Raw genomic sequence first — 19,699 nt, 5'->3', positions numbered from 1 at the left:
GGGCCACACCATGAGCACGGCACACAACGGCGGCAGCGAGGACATCACGCGCAGCCTGCGTCTGATGTGGGAGGGGCGGGAGGCCCCCAACCGCGGCCCGCGCCCCGGGCTCAGCCTGGACGCCATCGTCACCGCCGCCATCGAACTCGCCGACCGTGACGGCATCGCCGCCCTGTCCATGCGCAAGGTCGCCGCCGAACTCGGCGTCGGCGCCATGAGCCTGTACCGGTACATCCCGGGCAAGGAAGAACTCCTGGACCTGATGCTCGACCGGGTCAACGGCCCAGACCCCGGCGAGACCATGGAGCCGCCCCCCGGCACCGGCTGGCGCGAACGCCTCGAACAGGTCGCCCGCGGCTCCTACGCCACCTACCTGCGCCACCCCTGGCTGCTCCAGGTCAACCAGTCACGCCCGCTGCTGGGCCCCAACGCCCTGCTGGGCTTCGAGTTCTCCCTCACCGGGCTGCGCGGACTGCCCCTCAGCGGCCGGGAGAAGGTCGCCGTCATCCAGACCCTCGACGCCTACGTCACCGGGCTGGCCCGCACCCACGTCCTGGCCCAGCAGCTCTCCGAGCAGAGCGGCATGAGCGACCAGGAGTTCTGGGACACCCAGGCACCCCTGATGGAGATCGCCCACCGCTCCGGCGCCTACCCCGAGGTCTTCGCGCTGTCCGAGGACAGCTTCGACATCACCGGCGACGAGATCTTCACCTTCGGCCTCAACCGGGTCCTCGACGGCCTCGCCCGCTACTTCACCCGTCCCGCCGGCGACGGCTGAACAGCAGCCTGCGCAACGCCACCACCAGGACCGTCCCCAGCGCGAAGGTCACCAGCAGCCGGGTGAAGGCGGCGGAATCCTCCTCGTCCCCGCCCTGCGCCTCCGGATCGGCCGGGTCATTGCCCTGCGCGGGCGGTACGGCACCGGAGTCCGCCCCCTCCTCGTCCGCCCCCTCGTCCTCCGGCTCCCCCTCCCGCAGGCTCTCCGGCAGCAGCTCGCCCTTCAGCTCCACCGGCACCACCTCACTGCGCTCCCCCTCCGAGCCGTACATCAGGTACCGCCCGTCCGGCGTGAACGTCATCGACTCGCCCTGCGGCTGCGCCGGGATCAGCAGCTGCCGGTTGATCTGGTCCCCCAGCCCCTCCTCGGTCCACTCATACATCCGGGCGGTGAAGTACCCGCGCAGCGCCAGCCGGGTGCCGTCCGGTGAGAACGCCCCGTCCGTCATCCACAGGTCGATGTCCGCGACCCGTTCGAAGGTGTTGACCTCCGTCGTCGACAGCGTCTCGGGCCCGGCGTACAACGCCCCCGGCTCCTTGCGCTTCTTGCTGGCGATGTAGACCCGCCCGGTCTGCGGATGCACCATGAGCGACTCGGCGTCCCGCGGCCCGTCGTCGTACCGCACCCGGTAGACGTCCGGCACGACCGTCGCGTCCGCCAGCACCTCCGGTTCGGGCACCCGGTAGATCCACACCTCGTCCCAGCCGCCGTCGAAGTTGTCCCCGATGTCCCCGACGTACAGCGCCCCGTCCGGCCCGAAGTGGATCGCCTCCACGTCGCGCATCTCGGCGCCCTGGAGGGTGAGGGTGGCCACGGTCCGCCCGGTGGCCGCGTCCACGGCGTACAGGTACGGGCCGTACCCGCTGTCGTTGTGCGTCCAGTACACGCCCGGGTGCCGGGTCGAGGCCGCCAGGCCGCTGGACTCCGTGATGCGCTCGTCCTCGATGGTGAACCGCTGGGGCGCCTCGTACTCCGCCGGACGCGCCCCGGGCGCCGCCGCCAGCAGCACCGCGCTCATCACTCCGGCAGCCGCACTCCAGACCGTCATGCGCCCAAGACTGCCAGAACACGCTTGCCTGGAGCGCACTCCAGGGCGTTCAGTGTCGATCATGAAGTACACACAGCTGGGCCGCACCGGCCTCAAGGTCAGCCGTCTCGTCCTGGGCACCATGAACTTCGGCCCGTTCACCGACGAGGCGGGCTCGCACGCCGTCATGGACGCCGCCCTGGGCGCCGGCGTCAACTTCTTCGACACCGCCAACGTCTACGGCTGGGGCGAGAACAAGGGCCGCACCGAGGAGATCGTCGGCTCCTGGTTCGGACTCGGCGGCGGACGGCGCGAGAAGACAGTGCTGGCCACCAAGGTGTACGGCTCCATGCACCTGGGCGAGGGCGACCCCTGGCCGAACGAGGACCGGCTGTCCGCCCTCAACATCCGGCGCGCCGTCGAGGCCAGCCTCAAGCGGCTGAACACCGACTACATCGACCTCTACCAGTTCCACCACGTGGACCGGCACACCCCGTGGGAGGAGATCTGGCAGGCCATCGACGTCCTCGTCCAGCAGGGCAAGATCCTGTACGCCGGCTCCAGCAACCACGCCGGCTGGCACATCGCGCAGGCCAACGAGACGGCCGCGCGGCGCGGCTCGCTCGGCCTGGTGAGCGAGCAGTGCCTGTACAACCTGGTCGAGCGGCGCGCCGAGATGGAGGTCATCCCGGCCGCCGAGAACTACGGGCTCGGCGTGATCCCGTGGTCCCCGCTCAGCGGCGGGCTGCTGGGCGGCGCCATCCGCAAGGAGAACGAGCGCGGTGAGCGCCGCAGCGGCGGCGGCCGGGCGGCCGAGGTGCTGGCCGATCCGGTACGGCGCGCGCAGGTGCAGGCGTACGAGGACCTGGTGGCCGAGCACGGCCTGGAGCCGGGCGAGGTGGGTCTCGCGTGGCTGCTGACCCGGCCCGCCGTCACCGGGCCGATCGTCGGGCCGCGGGTCGCGGAGCAGCTGGAGTCCGCGGTGCGGGCGGTGGAGCTGGAACTCAGCCCGGAACTGCTCGCCAAGCTGGACGAGATCTTCCCCGGCCCGGGCCCCTCCCCCGAGGCGTTCGCCTGGTAGGCCGCGCGCGGTCGGTCAGCCGAAGAGGGCGGACAGCGCCACCACGGCCAGGATGAGCACGAGCGCGCCGCTGACGATGCGGGTTCGGGTCTTGGTGTTCACGCGCTCAAAGGTAGCTCAGCCGCCGGCGCCGCCGCCCAGCGGCCAGGACGCCTCGGTGCTGTAGCGGGAGCCGTCCGGACCGGTCTCGCTGCGCACCAGCACCAGCTCGCCGGCCGCCCACGGGCGGCCGGCGAAGGCGTCGAGGCGCTCGGCGTACGGGGCCAGCGCGGTGCGCGCGCCGCGCCGGGCGAGGGCGACCGTCAGGTGCGGTACGTACCCCGGCCGCTCGTCGGGCAGCAGGCCCAGGGTGGTGCCCGTGTCGCGGGCCGCCGTCGCCAGGGCGGTCAGGGGTTCCGTGTCCCCGTCCACCCCGGCCCACAGCGCGCGGTCGCCGAACCGGCCGCCGCCGGCCAGCCGCAGGGTGAGCGCCGTCGCCCCGGCGGCCACCGCCGCCAGGCGCTGCCGCAGTTCGGGGACGAGTTCGTCGGGGACCTCGCCGTAGAAGGCGAGGGTGAGATGCCACCCCGCCACCGGGGTCCAGCGCACGCCCCGCACCCCCTGCGCGTCCTCGCGGCGCAGCGGGCGCACCGCCCGTTCCAGCTCCCGTACCGCCCCGTCGTCCGGGAAGAGCGCGGCGAAAAGTCTCATGGTTCGGTTGTCCCCCCTGGCTAGGATCGGGCCACATGAAGATCCGATCGGGTGGCAGTGACGATATTCCCCTCATACTCGGCATGCTGGACGGTGCCGTGGAGTGGCTGGCGGCCCGCGGACGGACGGGGCAGTGGGGCAGCGAGCCGTGGTCGGGGCGGCCCAGGGCGGTGGCGCGGGTCGGGGAGATCGTCGCGGAGGGGACTCCGTGGGTCGCCGAGATCGACGGGGAGCCGGCCGGCACGATGACGCTCACCCCGGGCCCGGGACCGTACATCGCGCCCGCCGGCGAGCCCGAGGTGTACGTGCATCTGCTGGTGACCGACCGGCGCTTCGCGGGGCGGGGTGTGGGGGCCGCGCTGCTGGAGCACGCCGTGGCCGAGGCCCGGCGGCAGGAGATCTCATTGCTGCGCGTCGACTGTTACGCGGGCGACGACGGGCGGCTGCTCGCGTACTACCGGGCGCAGGGGTTCGACCTGGTGGAGAAGTTCACCACGAACGGGGACTGGCCGGGCGCCCTGCTGGCCCGCCGGGTCTGACGGGGCCGGGTCCGCACGACGGTGGGGCGGTGGCCCGTACGGAGTGGGTCCGTACGGGCCACCGCCCCACCGGGTGGCCGGTATCGCGGGCCGGTCAGGCCGTGGTGGCCACCGGCTGCGGATCGCGGGGCACCAGCGCCAGCGCCCGACGCCCGGCCCGCAGGTCGATGCGCAGCCGCAGGCCGCCGATCCTCGCGAGCACCAGGGCGAGCGCCATCGTGCCCAGCAGGCAGATCGCCCCGCCCGAGGCCATGCCAACGCGCGGGCCGAAGCTGTCGGTGACCCAGCCGACCACCGGCGCCCCGATCGGCGTGCCACCGAGGAAGACCATCATGTACAGGCTGATCACCCGGCCCCGCATCTCCGGGTCGGTGTTCAGCTGGATGCCGGCGTTCGAGGACACCTGGAAGGTCATCGCCACCAGGCCCATCGGCACCATCAGCGCCGCGTAGACCCAGAAGAACGGGGCGACCGAGGACAGCATCAGCACCGCGGAGAACAGCGCCGCGGCGGCGAAGGTGAAGCGCATCCGCCGGCTGCCGCGCCGGGCGGCCAGCAGTGCGCCGACCACCGAGCCGGCCCCCATGAGGGAGTTCAGCAGGCCGTAGCTGCCCGCCCCGGCGTCGAAGACCCCGTCCGTGAAGGCGATGGCCCACACCGGGAAGTTGAACCCGAAGGTGCCGATGAAACCGACCAGCACGATCGGCCACAGCAGTTCCGGGCGGGCGCCGACGTAGCGCAGCCCCTCGCGCAGCTGCCCCTTTCTGCGCGGGGCACGGACGGCCGGGTTCAGTTCGGCGGAGCGCATCATCATCAGGCCGACGATGGGCGCGGCGAACGAGAGCCCGTTGACGATGAACGCCCAGCCACCGCCCACGGCGGTGATCAGCACACCGGCGACGGCGGGGCCGATGAGGCGGGCGGAGTGGAAGTTCGCGGAGTTCAGGGAGACCGCGTTCGGCAGCAGCCGGGGGCCGACCATGTCGGCCACGAAGGTCTGCCGGGTGGGGTTGTCGACCACGGTGACGACGCCGACCACGAAGGCCAGGGCGTACACGTGGTACACGTTCACGTGACCGGTGATGGTCAGGGCGCCCAGCAGCAGGCCGGTCAGGCCCAGCGAGGACTGGGTGACGAACAGGAGCCGCCGCTTGTCGAAGCGGTCGGCGAGGACTCCGCCGTAGAGGCCGAACATCAGCATCGGCAGGAATTGCAGGGCGGTGGTGATACCCACCGCGGCGGCGGAACCGGTCAGCTCGTGCACCAGCCAGTCCTGGGCGATCCGCTGCATCCAGGTACCGATGTTCGATATCGAGGACCCGAAGAAGAACATCCGGTAATTGCGGACCGCGAGGGAGCTGAAGGTCGTGAGGGGGGCGTCGTGGTGATCGTCGGTCGGTGCGGGTGCGGAGTCTGCTCCGGGTCCCGAACTCAAGAGGACACTCCTTTGTGCGGTGGTGCCAGTGGTGCGGTTCGTGCGGTTCGTGCGCGTCGTGCGGTGGTGCGGGTGGTGCGTCGCTCCGTACAGCGGTACGCGGTACGCGGTGCGGAGCCGGCTACAGGTGCGCGAGCTTGTGCAGGACGGGGGCGGCCTCGCGCAGGGCGGCCCACTCCTCCTCGTCGAGTTCCTCGGCGAGCTGCGTCAGCCAGGCGTTGCGCTGGCTGCGGCTCGCCTCCAGCACCGCCTCGGCCTCGTCGGTGGCGGCGACCAGCTTCTGCCGCCGGTCCTCGGGGTGCGGTTCGAGACGGACCAGGCCCCGGTCGACGAGCAGGGCGATGATGCGGGTCATGGACGGCGGCTGGACGTGCTCCTTGCGGGCCAGCTCGCCCGGGGTGATCGCCCCGCAGCGGGCCAGGGTGCCCAGGGCCGACATCTCGGCGAGGCTGAGCGTGCGGTCCACCCGCAGATGGCGCAGGCGGCGGGAGAGCCGCAGGACGGCGATGCGCAGGGTGTTGACCGCTTCGGCATCGTCGGCGCGGGCGGCCGGCGTCACGTTGGGCATGTACACCACCATAGCTCATTAGCTTGCCTAACGAAATATACGCGCATGCCACGCCGCCGCGCACCAGGAACACCCCTCAAGACCACCCTTTCGAGTGACCATGTACGGAAAGCACTTGCGCACCGCCGGGTGGCCGGGACCGTATTTCCCATGACATCCCCCACACCTGTCCCGGGAACCACCTCCTCCGTCCTCAGCATCCGGATAGCGGACCCCCTGCTGGCCCAGCTCACCGCGCACGCCGCCCGGCGCGGACTCCCGCTCCAGGACTACGTGCTGCGGATACTCGCCCGCGAGGACTTCGACGAACGGTTCCACTCCTCCGTACAACGCAGCGCCCTGCTCGCCAGGGGAGTCCCGACCGGACCGGGTCCGGGAGAGGGTCCACCACACAGTCCCGGGGGGACCACCTCATCCCGCCGTGTCGCCGCCCCCGGTTACGCTGAGACCCGCTACCTCGGGGACGGGACGGGATAGGACGGGAAGGCACGGAATGCGGCTGGGCGATTGGACCGACGGCAAACGGGTGGCACCGGAGCCGCTGGAGGGCAATGTGGTGGCGACCATCGCGGTCGGCACCATCATCTGGGCCGTCCTCTTCGTGGTCCAGGTCCCCTTCTACAGCTGGTTCAGCGACCACGATCACACGTGGTGGGTGTGGACCTGCCTGGCCGGAACCGGTCTGGGACTGCTGGGTCTGTGGATCGTACGGAGGCGCGAAGCCGCCCTGTACGCTGCCCGGAACAGCGGCCGGGACGCGCACGGACCGTCCGCCGATGGCGGGCCCAGTGAGCAGCCCGCCCCTTAGAGGGACGGAAGCCATGAGTCAAGGGGCAGGCGGGGGCCGTACTCCCGTCACGCGTATCGCGGACGACCGGCCGGGCGGGGGGCCAGGAGGCACGGACCGGAACACCGGTCTGACCAGTGCCGAGGTCGCCGAGCGGGTCGCGCGCGGCGAGGTCAACGACGTACCGGTACGGGCGTCACGATCCGTCGGCGAGATCATCCGCGGCAATGTATTCACACTCTTCAACGCCATCATGGGCGTGCTGTTCGCCGTCATCCTGGTGGTCGGACCGCTCAAGGACGGCCTGTTCGGCGGCGTCGTCCTCTTCAACGCGCTGATCGGCATCATCCAGGAGCTGCGCGCCAAGAAGACGCTCGACAGCCTGGCGGTCATCGGAGAGTCCCGGCCCACCGTCCGGCGCGACGGTGCGGCCAAGGAGGTCGCCAACGCCGAGATCGTGCTGGGCGACCTCATCGAGCTGGGCCCCGGCGACAAGGTCGTGGTCGACGGTGTGGTCACCGAGTCGGACGGCCTGGAGATCGACGAGTCGCTGCTGACCGGCGAGGCCGACCCGGTGGTCAAGCAGCCGGGCGACACCGTGATGTCCGGCAGCTTCGTGGTGGCCGGCGGCGGCGCCTTCACCGCCACCAAGGTGGGACGGGAGGCGTACGCGGCCCAGCTCGCCGAGGAGGCGTCCCGCTTCACGCTGGTCAACTCCGAGCTGCGCAACGGTATCGCCAAGATCCTCAAGTTCTGCATCCTGCTGATGATCCCGGCCTCCATCGGCCTGATGATCAGCCAGCTGCTGGTGGAGCGGGCCGACACCTTCGAGGCGATCCGCCGCACCGTAGCCGGCATCGTGGTGATGGTGCCCGAGGGCCTCGTGCTCATCACCTCCGTCGCCTTCGCGATCGGCGTGATCCGGCTGGGCCGCAAGCAGTGCCTGGTGCAGGAACTGCCCGCCATCGAGGGCCTGGCCCGCGTCGATGTGGTGTGCCTGGACAAGACCGGCACCCTCACCGAGGGCGGCATGGACGTCACCGACCTGCGGGTGCTGGACGGCGGCCGGGACGAGACCTATGTACGCGGCGTGCTCGCCACGCTCGGCGGCAGCGACCCGCGCCCGAACGCCTCGCTCGCCGCGATCATCGACGCCTACCCGGCGGACGGCGCCGGGGACGGCTGGCGGCACGGCGAGACGCTGCCCTTCTCCTCCGCCCGCAAGTACAGCGGCGCGGAGCTGACCGAGCCGGACGGCGCGCACCACACCTGGCTGCTGGGTGCCCCCGATGTCCTGCTGCCCCCAGGCGACCCGCAGCTGGCCGCCGTCGACGAGCTGAACACCCAGGGTCTGCGGGTGCTGCTGCTGGTCCGTGCCGAGGGACAGCTGGACGCGTTCCGGGCCTCGGCGGCGCCGGAGTCGCTGACCCCGGCCGCGCTGGTGATCCTGGAGCAGCGGCTGCGCCGCGAGGCCCCCGACACCCTGCGGTACTTCGCCGAACAGGGCGTGGACGCCAAGGTCATCTCCGGGGACAACGCCGTGTCGGTGGGCGCGGTCGCCGGAAAGCTGGGGCTGCCCGGCGCGGACGCCCCGGTGGACGCCCGGCAGCTGCCGCAGGAGCGGGAACAGATGGCGGAGGCCGTCGAGGGCGGCGCCGTCTTCGGCCGGGTCTCCCCGCAGCAGAAGCGGGACATGGTCGGCGCGCTCCAGTCCAAGGGCCACAACGTGGCCATGACGGGCGACGGCGTGAACGACGTGCTGGCCCTGAAGGACGCCGACATCGGTGTCTCGATGGGCTCGGGCTCGGAGGCCACCCGCGCGGTCGCGCAGATCGTGCTGCTGAACAACAGCTTCGCGACCCTGCCGGACGTGGTGGCCGAGGGCCGCCGGGTCATCGGCAACATCGAGCGGGTCGCGAACCTCTTCCTGACGAAGACGGTCTACTCGGTGTTCATGGCGTTCGCGGTGATCGCGGCGCAGGTGCCGTACCCGTTCCTGCCGCGCCACTCCACGCTGCTGTCGGCGCTGACCATCGGCACCCCGGCGTTCTTCCTGGCGCTGGCGCCGAACAAGGAGCGGGCCCGCCCGTACTTCGTGCGCAGGGTGCTCAGACTGGCCGTCCCCTTCGGTCTGCTGGCCGGTGCCGCCACCTTCGGCACGTACCTGCTGGCCAGGGCCCACTACGGGGCCACGGCGGCGACCCGTGAGGCGGAGACCACGGCGGCGACGCTGACGCTGTTCCTGATCGCGCTGTGGGTGCTGACAATCATCGCCCGGCCGCTCACCTGGTGGCGGGTCGGCCTGATCGTCACGATGGGCACCGGCTTCCTGCTGGCGATCAGCATCCCGTTCGCCCAGGACTTCTTCGAGCTGCAACTGGTCGGTACGCGAATGCCGCTGACGGCCGTGGGCATGGCGGTGGCGGCCGGTGTGCTGCTGGAGGTGGCGGCGCGGATCGCCCCGAAAACGGTCCCGGACCTTCCGCCGTCGGTGACCGCGACGACCTGAGCCGGCTCCCGTACGACCAGCTCGCCCCCGTGGCCCGCACCGGCACCCCGCCGGCGCGGGCCACGGCCGTTGCTCTGCTCCTAAGCCGCAGCCCGGCCGGCGTCCAGCCAGGACTGGAGTACGTCGCAGAGCGGGGCCAGATCGTCCTCCAGCGCCCGGAGGATGGTGGCGGCGGGGTCGGGGGCGTCCCGCTGGGTGCGCAGGGTAGCCAGGAAGGCGGCCTGGAGAGCGCCGCCGATGCTCGCCGGGACCAGGGCGTGCGGGCCGGTGCCGGTGCGGTCGGCGATCCGCTCGGCGATGACGTCGGCCCAGCTGTCCCAGTGCAGGGACTCCTCGGCGCGCAGTTCGGGCGAGGAGTCGAGGATGATGAAGCGCCGCATCCACAGGCCCTCGGCGTCGATCGAGCCGCGCAGGGCCTCGACCACGGCGTGCCGTACCGAGCGCAGCAGCGGCACCTCGGGGTCGGCCCGTTCCAGCAGGGCGCGCAGCGCGCGGGTGTGCTCGTCGAAGGCCGACCAGATGATCTGTGCCTTGGACGGGTAGTAGCGGAAGAACGAGGTCTTGCTGATGCCGCAGGCCCCGGTGATCATCGCGAGGCTGGTGCCGGCGTATCCATGGGCGAGGAAGAGCCCGATCGCGGCCCGCTCTATCTCCGCGCGCGAGGAGCCGGGTGGCCGCCCCCGGCTGCGGCGCGGAGCTGTCTCTTCGGTCACCTCGTGCCTCCCCTCTGGCTGATTCTTTTCGGTACCGATTACCGTTAATCGCACAGACGCCTGACACGCCAGTGTCGCAGGCACAGCAACGGTGCGGTGCGGAAGGATTCGATCATGAAAGCTTGGCAGTTCACGGAGGTGGGCGCGCCCCTGGCCCTGCACGAGATCCCGGAGCCCGAGCCGCAGCCGGGAGAGATCGTGATCGAGGTAAGGGCGGCCGGTCTGTGCCACAGCGATGTCGGTTTCCTCGATGGCACCCTCACCTCACTGCTGCCCTTCCACCCGATCACTCTCGGTCATGAGATCGCCGGGGTGGTCGCGACCACCGGAGCCGGGGTGACGAGGTTCGCCGTCGGGGACCGGGTGGCCGTGCCAGCCGCGATCGAGGGTCCAGGGACCTCCTCCAACGGCGGGTTCGAGCGCAAGGTCGCGGTGCACGAGCGGCTGGTGGTCCCGCTGCCGGAGGGCATCGCCTGGGACCAGGCCGCCGCCGCCACCGACGCCGGGCTGACCTCGTATCACGCGGTGATCGTGCAGGGCGGGGTGGGCCCCGGCTCCAAGGTCGGGGTGATCGGCCTCGGCGGGCTCGGTTCACTCGGCGCCCAGATCGCGCTCGGGGTCGGCGCCGAGGTGTATGTGGCGGAGAAGAACGTGAAGGTCCACGACTTCGCGCGGGAGCTCGGCGCGACCGCCGTGGGCACCCGCATCACCGAGTTCGCGGACGCCGGGCTCGATGTGATCGTCGACTTCGCCGGCTTCGGCACCACCACCGACGAGGCGGTCCGCACGGTCCGGCGCGACGGCCGGGTCGTTCTGGTGGGCCTCGGGGTCGCCGAGGGCAGCATCAACCTCCAGGCCCTCACCCTCAACCAGGTGCATCTGATCGGCTCCCAGGCCGGCACCCTGGAGGACTGCGCGGCGGTGCTGGAGCTGATCGCCGCCGGGAAGGTCGCCTCGCGCATCACCCGGATCGGGTTCGACGAGATCGGCGAGGGCATCGGCAGGCTGGAACGCGGCGAGGTCATCGGCCGGCTCGTCGCCGTGTACGACGCGTAGCCGCCGGACCCGCCGCCGCCCCGCCCGTCGTGTGACGGGCGGGGCAGCGGTGAAGCGGACCGGCGGGCCGGGCTCAGTGGTCGGCGGCGGCCTCCCGGACGGGACTCCACCTCGCCGGCATCTTCATCTGTCAAAACAGTGATCCACCAGACAGGCCCTAACCGGCGAACGTCATCGCGGCCGTCATCACGCACAGCAGGGCCAGGTACGCCCAGGCGTGGGCGCGGTCGGGGATGCGGGGCGGGCGGCGGCGCAGCAGGGCGATGACCGGGAGCGCGCCGAGCAGCAGGGCCCCGGCGGCGCGCAGGTCGACGATCCCCACCAGATGGGTGTGCGCCTGTGCGGCGGCGCTGTCGAGGGTGCCGCTCAGTGAGACGGCGGTGGCCGGCAGCGTCATGACGAGGGTGAGCGGGTTGGCCAGCACGGTGGCCAGCCGCATCGGGTGCCCGGCCCGCCGCATCGCGGGGACGGTCAGGACGCTGCCGCCCACGCCGAGGAAGGCCGCCACGGCGCCGATCGGCAGGCCGAGGACGGCGGGCAGCGGGCCACGGGCGGGCGCGGCGGTGTCCGCCACGGCGCGGGGACGGGAAGCGGGACGGGAAGCGGGACGGGGGTGCGGGCGCAGGAAGCCGGGGCGCAGCGCCAGGTCGGCGATGGTGAGGGCGAGGTAGCCGAGGAAGGCCCAGCGCACCGGCCCGGCCGGGGCGTACCGCACGGCGAACGCGCCGGCCGCCGCCCCGGCCGCCAGCAGCGCCAGCAGCGGTCCGCCGCCGCGCAGCGCGGCCAGGGTGCGGCGCGGGGTGACGGCGGTCGCGAACCCCGCGTTCACCACCATCACCAGGGCGGAGGTGGCCACCGCCACCCGCATCGCGTCCGGTCCGAGGGCGGCGTCCGCCCACACCACGACCGGGACGGCGACGAAGCCGCCGCCGAATCCGAACAGTGCCGTCGTCACGCCGGTGAGCAGCCCGATGCCGAGCAGAGCCATGAAGTCCACGCGGACCAGCCCATCAAGGGGACGGTGCGTCCCGCATGCGATGGTCGGCATGATTCCTTCGCGTCCCGGCCGGCGGCGCCCAGGTCCTAGGGTGGCCCGGGTGAGGAACATCGCGCTGGCCGACGTCGACCACCTGGACCGGGACGTGCTGCCGATCGGCACCGACTATCCGCCCGGGCACGTCCTGGACTGGCACGAGCACCGGCGGGCGCAGTTCCTGTACGGCGCCACCGGGGTCATGATCGTGGACACCGCCGAGGGCACCTGGACCGTGCCGCCGCAGCGCGCCGTCCTGATCCCGGCGGCCACCCGGCACCGGGTGCGGATGCTCGGGGTGAGCACCGGGAGCCTGTACGTCGAGCCGCGCGCCGTCCCCTGGTGGCCTGCGGCCTGCCGGGTGGTGGACGTGCCGCCGCTGCTGCGCGAACTGCTGCTGACCGCCACCGGGTTCCCCGCCGACTACGACCGCTCGGGGCGGGCCGGGTGCGTGATCGCGCTGCTGCTGCACGAGATCGCGGCGCTGCGCCCGCTCCCGTTCCAGGTGCGGATCCCGGCCTCGGCCGCGCTGGCGGCGCTGTGCCGGACGTACCTGGCCGCTCCTGACACCGGCGTCAGCAACGCGGAGTGGGCGGCGCGGGCGGCGATGAGCGAGCGGGCCCTCACCCGCCGGTTCCGGGCCGAGACCGGCGACAGCCCGGCCGTGTGGCGGGCCCGCGCGCGGATGCTGACAGCGGTGCCGCTGCTGGCCACCGCCTCGGTCACCGAGGTCGCGGGGCGGCTCGGATACGCCACCCCCGCCGCGTTCACGGCGGCCTTCACCCGTACCTTCGGCGTCCCGCCGTCCCGCTTCGCGGCGGAGCGGGCGCCGTACGGCGGGCAGAAGGGCGAACCGAACGGCGCTGCCCCGCCGCACGGGTGACCGTACGGCGGGGCAGCGGTGGAGTGGTGCGGCGGGCCCGGCTCAGCAGGTGGCGCGCCAGGCGTCCAGGTCCCAGTTCTTCTGAAGGGAGCTGAAGCCCAGCGGCTGGGTGACCGGGCAGAACTCCTCGGTCGTCATCTCGTACTCGACGTGGAAGACCGCCTTGCCCGCCTCGATGAACGGGCTGACCTTGCCGCACTCCTTGTAGTACGCGCACTCCTCGTTGACGGAGAAGTCGAACGCGTCGACCAGCTCGGGGACCATGTCCACGCCGTTCTTCAGGCCGACCGACAGGCCCCGCTCATGGGCCAGCTCGGAGATCATCAGGTTGTACGCGATCTGGTCCTCCTTCGTGAGCGGGAAGCCGGGGTTGTTGATGTAGCCGTCCATGTTGTCCGGCTCGATGGCGTCGAAGCCCTTGTCCGCGCACATGTCGAAGCGGGCGGCCATCAGCGGGCCGAGCACGTCCAGCTGACGGATGTCCAGCCACTGCTCGCCCTCCCACTCGTCCAGCGGGTTGCCGATCACGCTGTCGGGGAAGTCGCCGGCGTCGGGGCGCCAGTCCTCCCAGGAGCCCACGCTGATGTAACAGATGACCTTGCGGCCCTCGCTGTGCAGCGTGTCCACGACGGCGGCCGAGTTGTCGAAGCCGTCGATGTCGTAGACGGGCACATCCACCGAGGTGTCCACCGTGCCGATCAGCTGCCACTGCCAGTCGGTGCCCGGCTCCGGGGTCCAGAACTCCTGCTCCGCCGCCGTGTCCTGGGAGGCCGTGGGCTCGCCCGCCCGGTTCTCCCGGTCCTCGGTGGCGTTCGCCGCGGAGCAGGCGCTCAGGGTCAGCAGCGTGGCGGCCGAGGCGGCCAGCACGGTCAGGGGCTTGCGGGACATCCATCGGCGCATCAGTCGAACCACCTTGCGGTCGCCAGTTCCTCGGAACGTGTGGGGTCTTCGAGCAGTGCTGCCAGCTCGAAGCGTCGCTGCCACTGGCCGGTGGCCCAGGAGAGACCGGCCGCCAGACCCTCGACGGTGGAGGCGTGGACCCGTGAGTCCGCCCCGTCCGCCGGGTGGCGCCAAGTCACTTCCGTGCCATCGATCATCAGTTCATTGTGTTCGACATAGGTGCGGGGTGTCCCGGCCCCCAGGAGAGTTCGCGCCACCTCGGGCACCTCCCGCTCCACCCCGCCCTCCGGAGGCGCCGCGGGCAGCACCGCGCTCAACGCGGGCACATCGAGCACCGCCGCCAGCGCCGCCGCCCCGGCCGGCGGGACCGGAAGCAGGGCCCGGCCGGTCGCCAGCGGCAGCAGATCGGGCGCGTCCGCCACCACCGCGTCGGCGGCGTGCACCACTTGTGGTACGTCGTCCACCACCGCCCGCAGCTCCTCGGGCAGCGTCACCTCGTCCGGATCCAGCTCCGCCAGCAGCGCGTACAGCCGCACCAGCCGGGCGGCGGTGACCGTACGCTCCGGGTCGGCGAGGCGGGCCAGCAGCTCGGCGGCGCCACCCGGCTCGGCCAGCAGCGCGCGGGCCGTCGTCCGCACCCCGAGCGCGCGCAGGATCTCCTCGTCCACGTCCGCCACCCGGGCCTCCTCGTAGAGGCCGGCCAGCAGCGGATCGGCGTCGGCGGCTCGCAGACCCGCCGGGCGGCGGCCCTCCAGCACCGGGGCGCCGCGCAGCCACCAGGCGGTGTACGGGCGGGCGGTGGTCACCGTGCCGTCCGGCAGCCGGATCTGCACCGGCGCCGTCAGCGCCTCCCGCCACGGGTGCCGCGCCAGCAGCGACAGCGCCTGCGGCCAGCACGCCTCGTCGATCAGCTCCAGGTCGCGGACCGCCACCACTTCCAGCGCCACCGGCGGCAGATCGGTCTGCGGCAGCGCGTCCAGCAGGTCCTCGCACCACACGTCGACCGCGTCGAGCACCCCCGCGTCGTCCGGCTCCGGGAAATCGGTGTCGCGCGGCTCCAGCTCATCGGGGTCCAGGACCACATCGGTGGCCCGTACCAGCGCGAACGTCGCCTGCACGCCCACCGCGGTCAGCGGCTGCTCGCCCCAGCGGGCCGCCAGCTCGGCGTCGCAGGCGGCCAGCTCGCCGGGGCGGATCAGCCGCTGGAACGGGCTGTCCGGGTAGACCAGCTCCCCGGCCGGGGCCAGCTCGCCGTCCTCGTCGCGCAGCGCGAGCGCGGCCAGCCACGGCTCGTCCCCCGGCGCGAGATCGGCGTCGCGCACCAGCGACAGCACCAGCTCGGCCAGTTCGGTGGCGGGCAGCGCGTCCTCGTGCCACAGGTCGAAGTCGGCGGAGGCGGCCACCGCGCCGCGCACCTGCGGGGTGCTCAGCACCGCGCGCGGGGTCGCCGGGTTGGCGCCGAGCTTCTCCAGCAGCGGATGCGCGGCGTCCGGGTGCGTGATCTTCAGCCCGAGCCGGCCCAGACCGGCCGCCTCGGTGCCGGGCACCGGCAGCAGGACCCGGCGCGGCCCGATCGTCGTCCGCCCGTCGGCCAGCGGCACCGGCAGCCCGGACAGCAGCTCCGGGTCCACCCCGGAGAGCGAGTCGTACAGCCGCCACCACCAGGCGGCGGGCCGCTCGACACCGGCCAGCCGGTCGATCATCTCCCCCAGCGGGACCCGGATCACCTCCAGGATGCGCAGTTCCGCGCGGCGCTCGTGCCCGGCCGGCAGCAGGGTCGGGAACAGCTCGGCGAGCACGGCGACGGTCTCCGCGCCGGCCCGCTCCAGCAGTTCGGCCTGGTCGGGGCGGAGCGCCTGGGGCGTCTCGGTGCCGTCCCCGCCCGCTTCCGGCGGCGCGGCCAGCGGCAGGAACGCGGTCCCAGGCAGCCGCTCCAGCAGCAGCGCGCGCAGCGCCCCGTCGATCTCACCGCGGGCCAGCGGCCCGGGGACGAGGTCGAGGATGCCGGCGGTCACCGGACGCCAGTCGGCCAGCAGCGACGCGTACAGGTCGGCCGCCTCGTGCAGCAGATGCTCCGTCAGCGGCCCCGGCGCCACATGACGGCGGGTCGGCTCCAGCGGGAAGGTGGCGATGAGCAGCGCCGGCAGCCCCAGCGCCTCGTCCGTGGGGGTCGGCGCGTGCAGCACCGGCGGGCTGGTGGGCGGCACCGGGGCGCCCTCGGCGTCCACCGGGACGGCCCAGGTCACCGCCCAGCGCGGCCGGTGGCGCTCCTCGACCGGCCGGTCGGCCAGCAGTTCGGGGGCGGCCTCGCCCTCGGCGGTGGCCACCCGCCAGCGGGTGGAGCGCACCGCGCTGCCCGCCGGACCCGGCTCCTCGGTGATCTGGGTGTACGGGCCGAACGTGCGGTGGGTGAGGCTGCGGGTGCCGCCGGGCGTCTCCACGATGACCTCGGTCAGCCCCGGCAACGCCAGCAGCAGCGTGTCGTCCACGGCGTCCAGCAGCCGCGTGACCAGGTCCTCGGCGGCGGCGTCGCGCAGCGGCAGCACCACGGCGGTGTCGTACCCCTCGGGCACCACGGCCAGCGGATCGTCCGGGGCCTGCGGGAACGGCAGCCGCAGCAGCGGTACGGCGTGCCGCCCGCCCGCGCGGCGCTCCAGCTCCGCGGTCAGCTCCGGGTTGTCCGCCGCGGTCTCCTGGGCGAGCGCGGTGGAGTCGGCGAGCGACCAGCGCACCCCGCCCGTGGAGCTGACGATCGCGGGATCGTCGCTCACCGCCAGGACGGCGGCGAAGCCGACCCCGAACCGGCCCACGGTCGCGGCGGCGCCACCGCCCTCACCCGCTGCTTCGCCGTCCCGCTTGGCGGAGGCGCGCAGTGTGGACAGGGAGGCGACGCCGGCCGCGTCCAGCGGGTCGCCGGTGTTGGCCGCGACCAGCACCCCGTCGCGCAGGCCGAGCCGCAGCCGCCCCGGAGCGCCGGAACGGGCGGCGGCGTCGGCGGCGTTCTGCGCCAGCTCGACCACCACCCGGTCGCGGTAGCCGCCGCGGGCGAGGTCCTCCTCGGCGTTGGCGTCCTCCCGGAACCGCGCCGGGGACGCGCTCCAGGCGTTCAGGACGGTCTGCCGCAGCCGTCCGGTGTCGAACGGGTCGTCGTGGGTCACGGTCACGGGAGCGACAGTACCCGTGCGCACCGACACGCCGGGCCGGGAGGCCGCAACCCGGCCCCGTAACGGCCCCCGGCACCGGCCCCGTTACGGGTTCACAGCGGGTCGGCCGTCATGTGGTCGATGACCGGCTGGGGCGCGGGCGGCGGGGTGGGGACCACGGCGGCCTCCGAGTGGGCGCCGCAGCCGTAGGACAGGGCCACCACGTGGCCGTCCGCCGGGGAGAACTCATTGCCGCACACGCCGAAGGAGCGGCGCAGCGAGCCCGCCACCGGCACCAGGAAGCCACAGGTCACACAGGACGCGGGAGCCGCCTGCGCCATGGGGGTGCGCGGCCCGTAGTGCTCCTCCCAGCGCTCGGCCGCCTCGCCCAGACCCAGCCGGGACATCACCCGGGGCCGGGCCATGCCCAGTTCACGGGCGACGGCGGCGATGCTGGCACGTTCCGGCAGCGCCTCGCCCTCCACCGGCGCCTCGGTCTCCTCCAGTTCCTCGACCGGCTCCGGCGCGTACCCGGGCTCCAGGCGCGGGTCGTCCGCCTCGGACGGCAGCAGATCGCCGGGCCCCAGGTCGCCGGGGCGCAGCCGCTCGCTCCAGGGCACCCACTCGGGTGCCAGCAGCGAGGACGGGCCCGGGGTCAGCACGACCTCGTCCACGGTGACGTTCTTCGCCCGCGAGGCGCGGGCCACCGTCACCGACCAGCGCCAGCCCCGGTACCCGGGGTCCTGGCTCTCGAAGAGATGGGTGACGAGGCGGTCGCCTTCCGCGACCGCCCCCAGATAGGGTCCGAGCGGCTGCGGACGAGCCGCCTCCGCCGCCGCGTCGCGGGCCAGTTCCACAGCCTCCGCGCACAGCCGGTCGGGGGTACGGCTTCGCATCCCGGCACTCACAAGAATCGACCCTCCTACGCCGTTGATCGGTGCGGGCGCCTGAAGGCGGACGGAGCTGACGGAGCGGGCCCGGAACGGAGGTCCGGCCGCTGCGACGTCGTACTGTTCGAGACTAGGCGCACCGTCTGACCACGCTACCGCACGGGTTACACCCGGGGCGCGTGGGCCGCGAGCCTGGGTGCGCGGGACGGCTCAGGACGTAGGCTGCTGCCCGTGGCTGCTGCCCGCACCTCGGACGCGTCGGATGCCAGGAACGAGACCGGATCCGGCCCGGGTCGTCTCACCCGAGCCGGCCGGGCCATCGGGCGCGCCCTGCGCAGGCCCCCGACGGCGCTGGGGCGCCGGGTCAGGAAGGCCACCCACGCGCAGGGCGCGGGCGAATCCGGTCTGGGCAAGCTGATCGAACTGCACGCCGTGCACTCGGCGGGCGACATGCTCATCACGATGTCCCTGGCCTCCACCATTTTCTTCTCCGTCCCCACCGGCGAGGCCCGGGGCCGGGTGGCGCTGTACCTGGCGGTCACCATGGCGCCGTTCGTCCTGCTGGCCCCCGTGATCGGCCCCATGCTCGACCGGATCCCGCACGGCCGGCGGGCGGCGATGGCCGGGGCGCTGCTGGTGCGCGGGATGCTCGCGCTGGTGATCGCCAGCGCCGTGGCCTCGGGGGCGAGCCTGGAGCTGTACCCGGCGGCGCTGGGCGTGATGGTGGCGTCCAAGGCGTACAACATCGTGCGGGCCGCCGTCGTGCCACGGCTGTTGCCCAGCCAGATCTCGCTGGTGAAGGCGAACGCCCGGATCACGCTGACCGGGCTGATCTCGGCCGGGGCGGCGGCCCCGGTGGGTCTGGGGCTGCATCTGCTGGGCGACAAATGGCCGCTGTACGCGGCGTTCGTGGTCACGGTGGCGGGCGCGGTGATGTCCTTCCGGCTGCCGCACAAGGTGGACCTGGCGCGCGGCGAGCGCGAGGTGCACCTGGCGGAGCTGACCCGCTCGCGCGCCGAGCGGGCGGAGCGCACGAAGGAGACCGGTCGCGGGACGCGGCTGCTGGGCGCGGGGATGGACACCCCGGTGCTGAAGGCGCTGGTGGCGAACTCCTCGCTGCGCTGCCTGACCGGCTTCCTGCTGTTCTTCATGGCGTTCCTGCTGCGCGAGCACGGCCTGTCGGGTCTGTCGCCCGCCGTGTCGCTGAGCATCGTGGGGGTGGCGGCCGGGCTGGGCAACGGTCTGGGCAATGTGCTGGGCTCCTGGCTGCGGGACCGGGCGCCCGAGGCGATCCTGATGATGATGATGGTGCTGGCGCTGGCCTCGACGGTGGCGGCGGTGGTGGCGTACGGGGCGGCGACCGTGACGGCGGTGAGCGCCGTGGCAGGAATCTGCCAGGCGATGGGCAAGTTGTCACTGGACGCGATCATTCAGCGCGATGTCCCGGAAGTGGTCCGTACCTCCACGTTCGCCCGTTCCGAGACGATGGTGCAGATGGCGTGGGTGATCGGCGGCGCCATCGCGATGGCCCTGCCGCTCAACGGCACCCTGGGCATGGCGGTCGCGGCGGTCCTGGTGGTGGCCGGGGCGGTGCCGACCATGGGCAGCCTGCTGGCGACCGCGCGGCGCGGCTCCCCGCACCCGCGCGTGAGGTGACCGGGGCTGCC

The 19,699-nt window shown here is 73.0% G+C and carries 18 protein-coding genes; 9 read left to right on the top strand and 9 right to left on the bottom strand.

Annotated elements, in window-relative coordinates; genetic code table 11:
* The first annotated feature begins 10 nt into the window (after positions 1-10).
* Positions 11-778 carry a TetR/AcrR family transcriptional regulator C-terminal domain-containing protein gene (locus tag ACTFAP_RS17055; protein WP_495681363.1) on the top strand — a complete coding sequence of 256 codons (768 nt, stop codon included), beginning with the start codon at positions 11-13 and terminating at the stop codon, positions 776-778.
* Here the strand turns inward: ACTFAP_RS17055 and ACTFAP_RS17050 are convergent.
* A complete protein-coding gene (locus ACTFAP_RS17050; RefSeq protein ID WP_500466755.1) occupies positions 753-1,826 on the bottom strand; it encodes a hypothetical protein in 1,074 nt (357 codons plus the stop codon). The two genes, ACTFAP_RS17055 and ACTFAP_RS17050, sit on opposite strands and share 26 nt — an antisense overlap.
* A gap of 61 nt (positions 1,827-1,887) precedes the next feature.
* Here ACTFAP_RS17050 and ACTFAP_RS17045 point away from each other — a divergent pair, with 61 nt between their 5' ends.
* Positions 1,888-2,886 (top strand): aldo/keto reductase, encoded by a 999-nt coding sequence (locus ACTFAP_RS17045; protein ID WP_390123118.1) that lies wholly within the window; start codon positions 1,888-1,890, stop codon positions 2,884-2,886.
* 117 nt (positions 2,887-3,003) lie between these two features.
* Here the strand turns inward: ACTFAP_RS17045 and thpR are convergent, their stop codons facing one another.
* A complete protein-coding gene (gene thpR, locus ACTFAP_RS17040) occupies positions 3,004-3,576 on the bottom strand; it encodes an RNA 2',3'-cyclic phosphodiesterase (RefSeq protein ID WP_500466754.1) in 573 nt (190 codons plus the stop codon).
* 35 nt (positions 3,577-3,611) lie between these two features.
* Between thpR and ACTFAP_RS17035 the strand changes: the two genes are divergently transcribed.
* Positions 3,612-4,115, top strand: coding sequence for a GNAT family N-acetyltransferase (locus tag ACTFAP_RS17035; RefSeq protein WP_500466753.1), 504 nt, complete (start codon positions 3,612-3,614; stop codon positions 4,113-4,115).
* A 94-nt stretch (positions 4,116-4,209) separates the two neighbouring features.
* On the opposite strand, the gene ACTFAP_RS17030 is transcribed toward ACTFAP_RS17035, so the two are convergent.
* Positions 4,210-5,550, bottom strand: coding sequence for an MFS transporter (locus tag ACTFAP_RS17030; RefSeq protein WP_495681359.1), 1,341 nt, complete (start codon positions 5,548-5,550; stop codon positions 4,210-4,212).
* A gap of 121 nt (positions 5,551-5,671) precedes the next feature.
* The gene (locus ACTFAP_RS17025; RefSeq protein WP_200365358.1) at positions 5,672-6,118 is read right to left on the bottom strand and encodes a MarR family transcriptional regulator; all 447 of its coding nucleotides are present in this window, start codon (positions 6,116-6,118) and stop codon (positions 5,672-5,674) included.
* A 150-nt stretch (positions 6,119-6,268) separates the two neighbouring features.
* Here ACTFAP_RS17025 and ACTFAP_RS17020 point away from each other — a divergent pair, with 150 nt between their 5' ends.
* From ACTFAP_RS17020 to ACTFAP_RS17010, 3 genes are read left to right on the top strand one after another with little or no spacing between them, the layout of a single operon-like run.
* Positions 6,269-6,595 (top strand): hypothetical protein, encoded by a 327-nt coding sequence (locus tag ACTFAP_RS17020; protein ID WP_500466752.1) that lies wholly within the window; start codon positions 6,269-6,271, stop codon positions 6,593-6,595.
* 16 nt (positions 6,596-6,611) lie between these two features.
* A complete protein-coding gene (locus tag ACTFAP_RS17015) occupies positions 6,612-6,926 on the top strand; it encodes a DUF2530 domain-containing protein (RefSeq protein ID WP_495681358.1) in 315 nt (104 codons plus the stop codon).
* Between the two features lie 13 nt (positions 6,927-6,939).
* The gene (locus tag ACTFAP_RS17010) at positions 6,940-9,414 is read left to right on the top strand and encodes an HAD-IC family P-type ATPase (protein ID WP_500466751.1); all 2,475 of its coding nucleotides are present in this window, start codon (positions 6,940-6,942) and stop codon (positions 9,412-9,414) included.
* A gap of 80 nt (positions 9,415-9,494) precedes the next feature.
* On the opposite strand, the gene ACTFAP_RS17005 is transcribed toward ACTFAP_RS17010, so the two are convergent.
* Positions 9,495-10,127, bottom strand: coding sequence for an acyl-CoA-like ligand-binding transcription factor (locus ACTFAP_RS17005; RefSeq protein WP_376045836.1), 633 nt, complete (start codon positions 10,125-10,127; stop codon positions 9,495-9,497).
* 114 nt (positions 10,128-10,241) lie between these two features.
* Here ACTFAP_RS17005 and ACTFAP_RS17000 point away from each other — a divergent pair, with 114 nt between their 5' ends.
* Positions 10,242-11,183 carry a zinc-binding dehydrogenase gene (locus ACTFAP_RS17000; RefSeq protein WP_500466750.1) on the top strand — a complete coding sequence of 314 codons (942 nt, stop codon included), beginning with the start codon at positions 10,242-10,244 and terminating at the stop codon, positions 11,181-11,183.
* Positions 11,184-11,340: 157 nt separating this feature from the next.
* Here the strand turns inward: ACTFAP_RS17000 and ACTFAP_RS16995 are convergent, their stop codons facing one another.
* On the bottom strand, positions 11,341-12,180 hold the full coding sequence (locus tag ACTFAP_RS16995) for a TSUP family transporter (protein ID WP_500469483.1): 840 nt from the start codon (positions 12,178-12,180) through the stop codon (positions 11,341-11,343).
* Positions 12,181-12,280: 100 nt separating this feature from the next.
* On the opposite strand from ACTFAP_RS16995, the gene ACTFAP_RS16990 reads away from it, so the two are divergent.
* Positions 12,281-13,099 (top strand): helix-turn-helix domain-containing protein, encoded by an 819-nt coding sequence (locus tag ACTFAP_RS16990; protein WP_495681355.1) that lies wholly within the window; start codon positions 12,281-12,283, stop codon positions 13,097-13,099.
* Between the two features lie 42 nt (positions 13,100-13,141).
* On the opposite strand, the gene ACTFAP_RS16985 is transcribed toward ACTFAP_RS16990, so the two are convergent.
* The 3 genes from ACTFAP_RS16985 to ACTFAP_RS16975 form a co-directional block, all read right to left on the bottom strand.
* Positions 13,142-13,987 (bottom strand): endo alpha-1,4 polygalactosaminidase, encoded by an 846-nt coding sequence (locus ACTFAP_RS16985; RefSeq protein WP_500466749.1) that lies wholly within the window; start codon positions 13,985-13,987, stop codon positions 13,142-13,144.
* Positions 13,988-13,998: 11 nt separating this feature from the next.
* Complete coding sequence (locus ACTFAP_RS16980; RefSeq protein ID WP_500466748.1) at positions 13,999-17,163, bottom strand: sacsin N-terminal ATP-binding-like domain-containing protein; 3,165 nt, start codon at positions 17,161-17,163, stop codon at positions 13,999-14,001.
* A 92-nt stretch (positions 17,164-17,255) separates the two neighbouring features.
* On the bottom strand, positions 17,256-18,038 hold the full coding sequence (locus tag ACTFAP_RS16975; protein WP_390125347.1) for a DUF3027 domain-containing protein: 783 nt from the start codon (positions 18,036-18,038) through the stop codon (positions 17,256-17,258).
* A gap of 225 nt (positions 18,039-18,263) precedes the next feature.
* Between ACTFAP_RS16975 and ACTFAP_RS16970 the strand changes: the two genes are divergently transcribed.
* Positions 18,264-19,688 (top strand): MFS transporter, encoded by a 1,425-nt coding sequence (locus ACTFAP_RS16970; protein ID WP_495681353.1) that lies wholly within the window; start codon positions 18,264-18,266, stop codon positions 19,686-19,688.
* Positions 19,689-19,699 lie beyond the last annotated feature (11 nt).

This window comes from Streptomyces sp. PH9007 (assembly GCF_059813725.1).
Note: the sequence above shows the minus strand (reverse complement) of the source record. Positions and strands in the feature narration are given on the sequence as shown.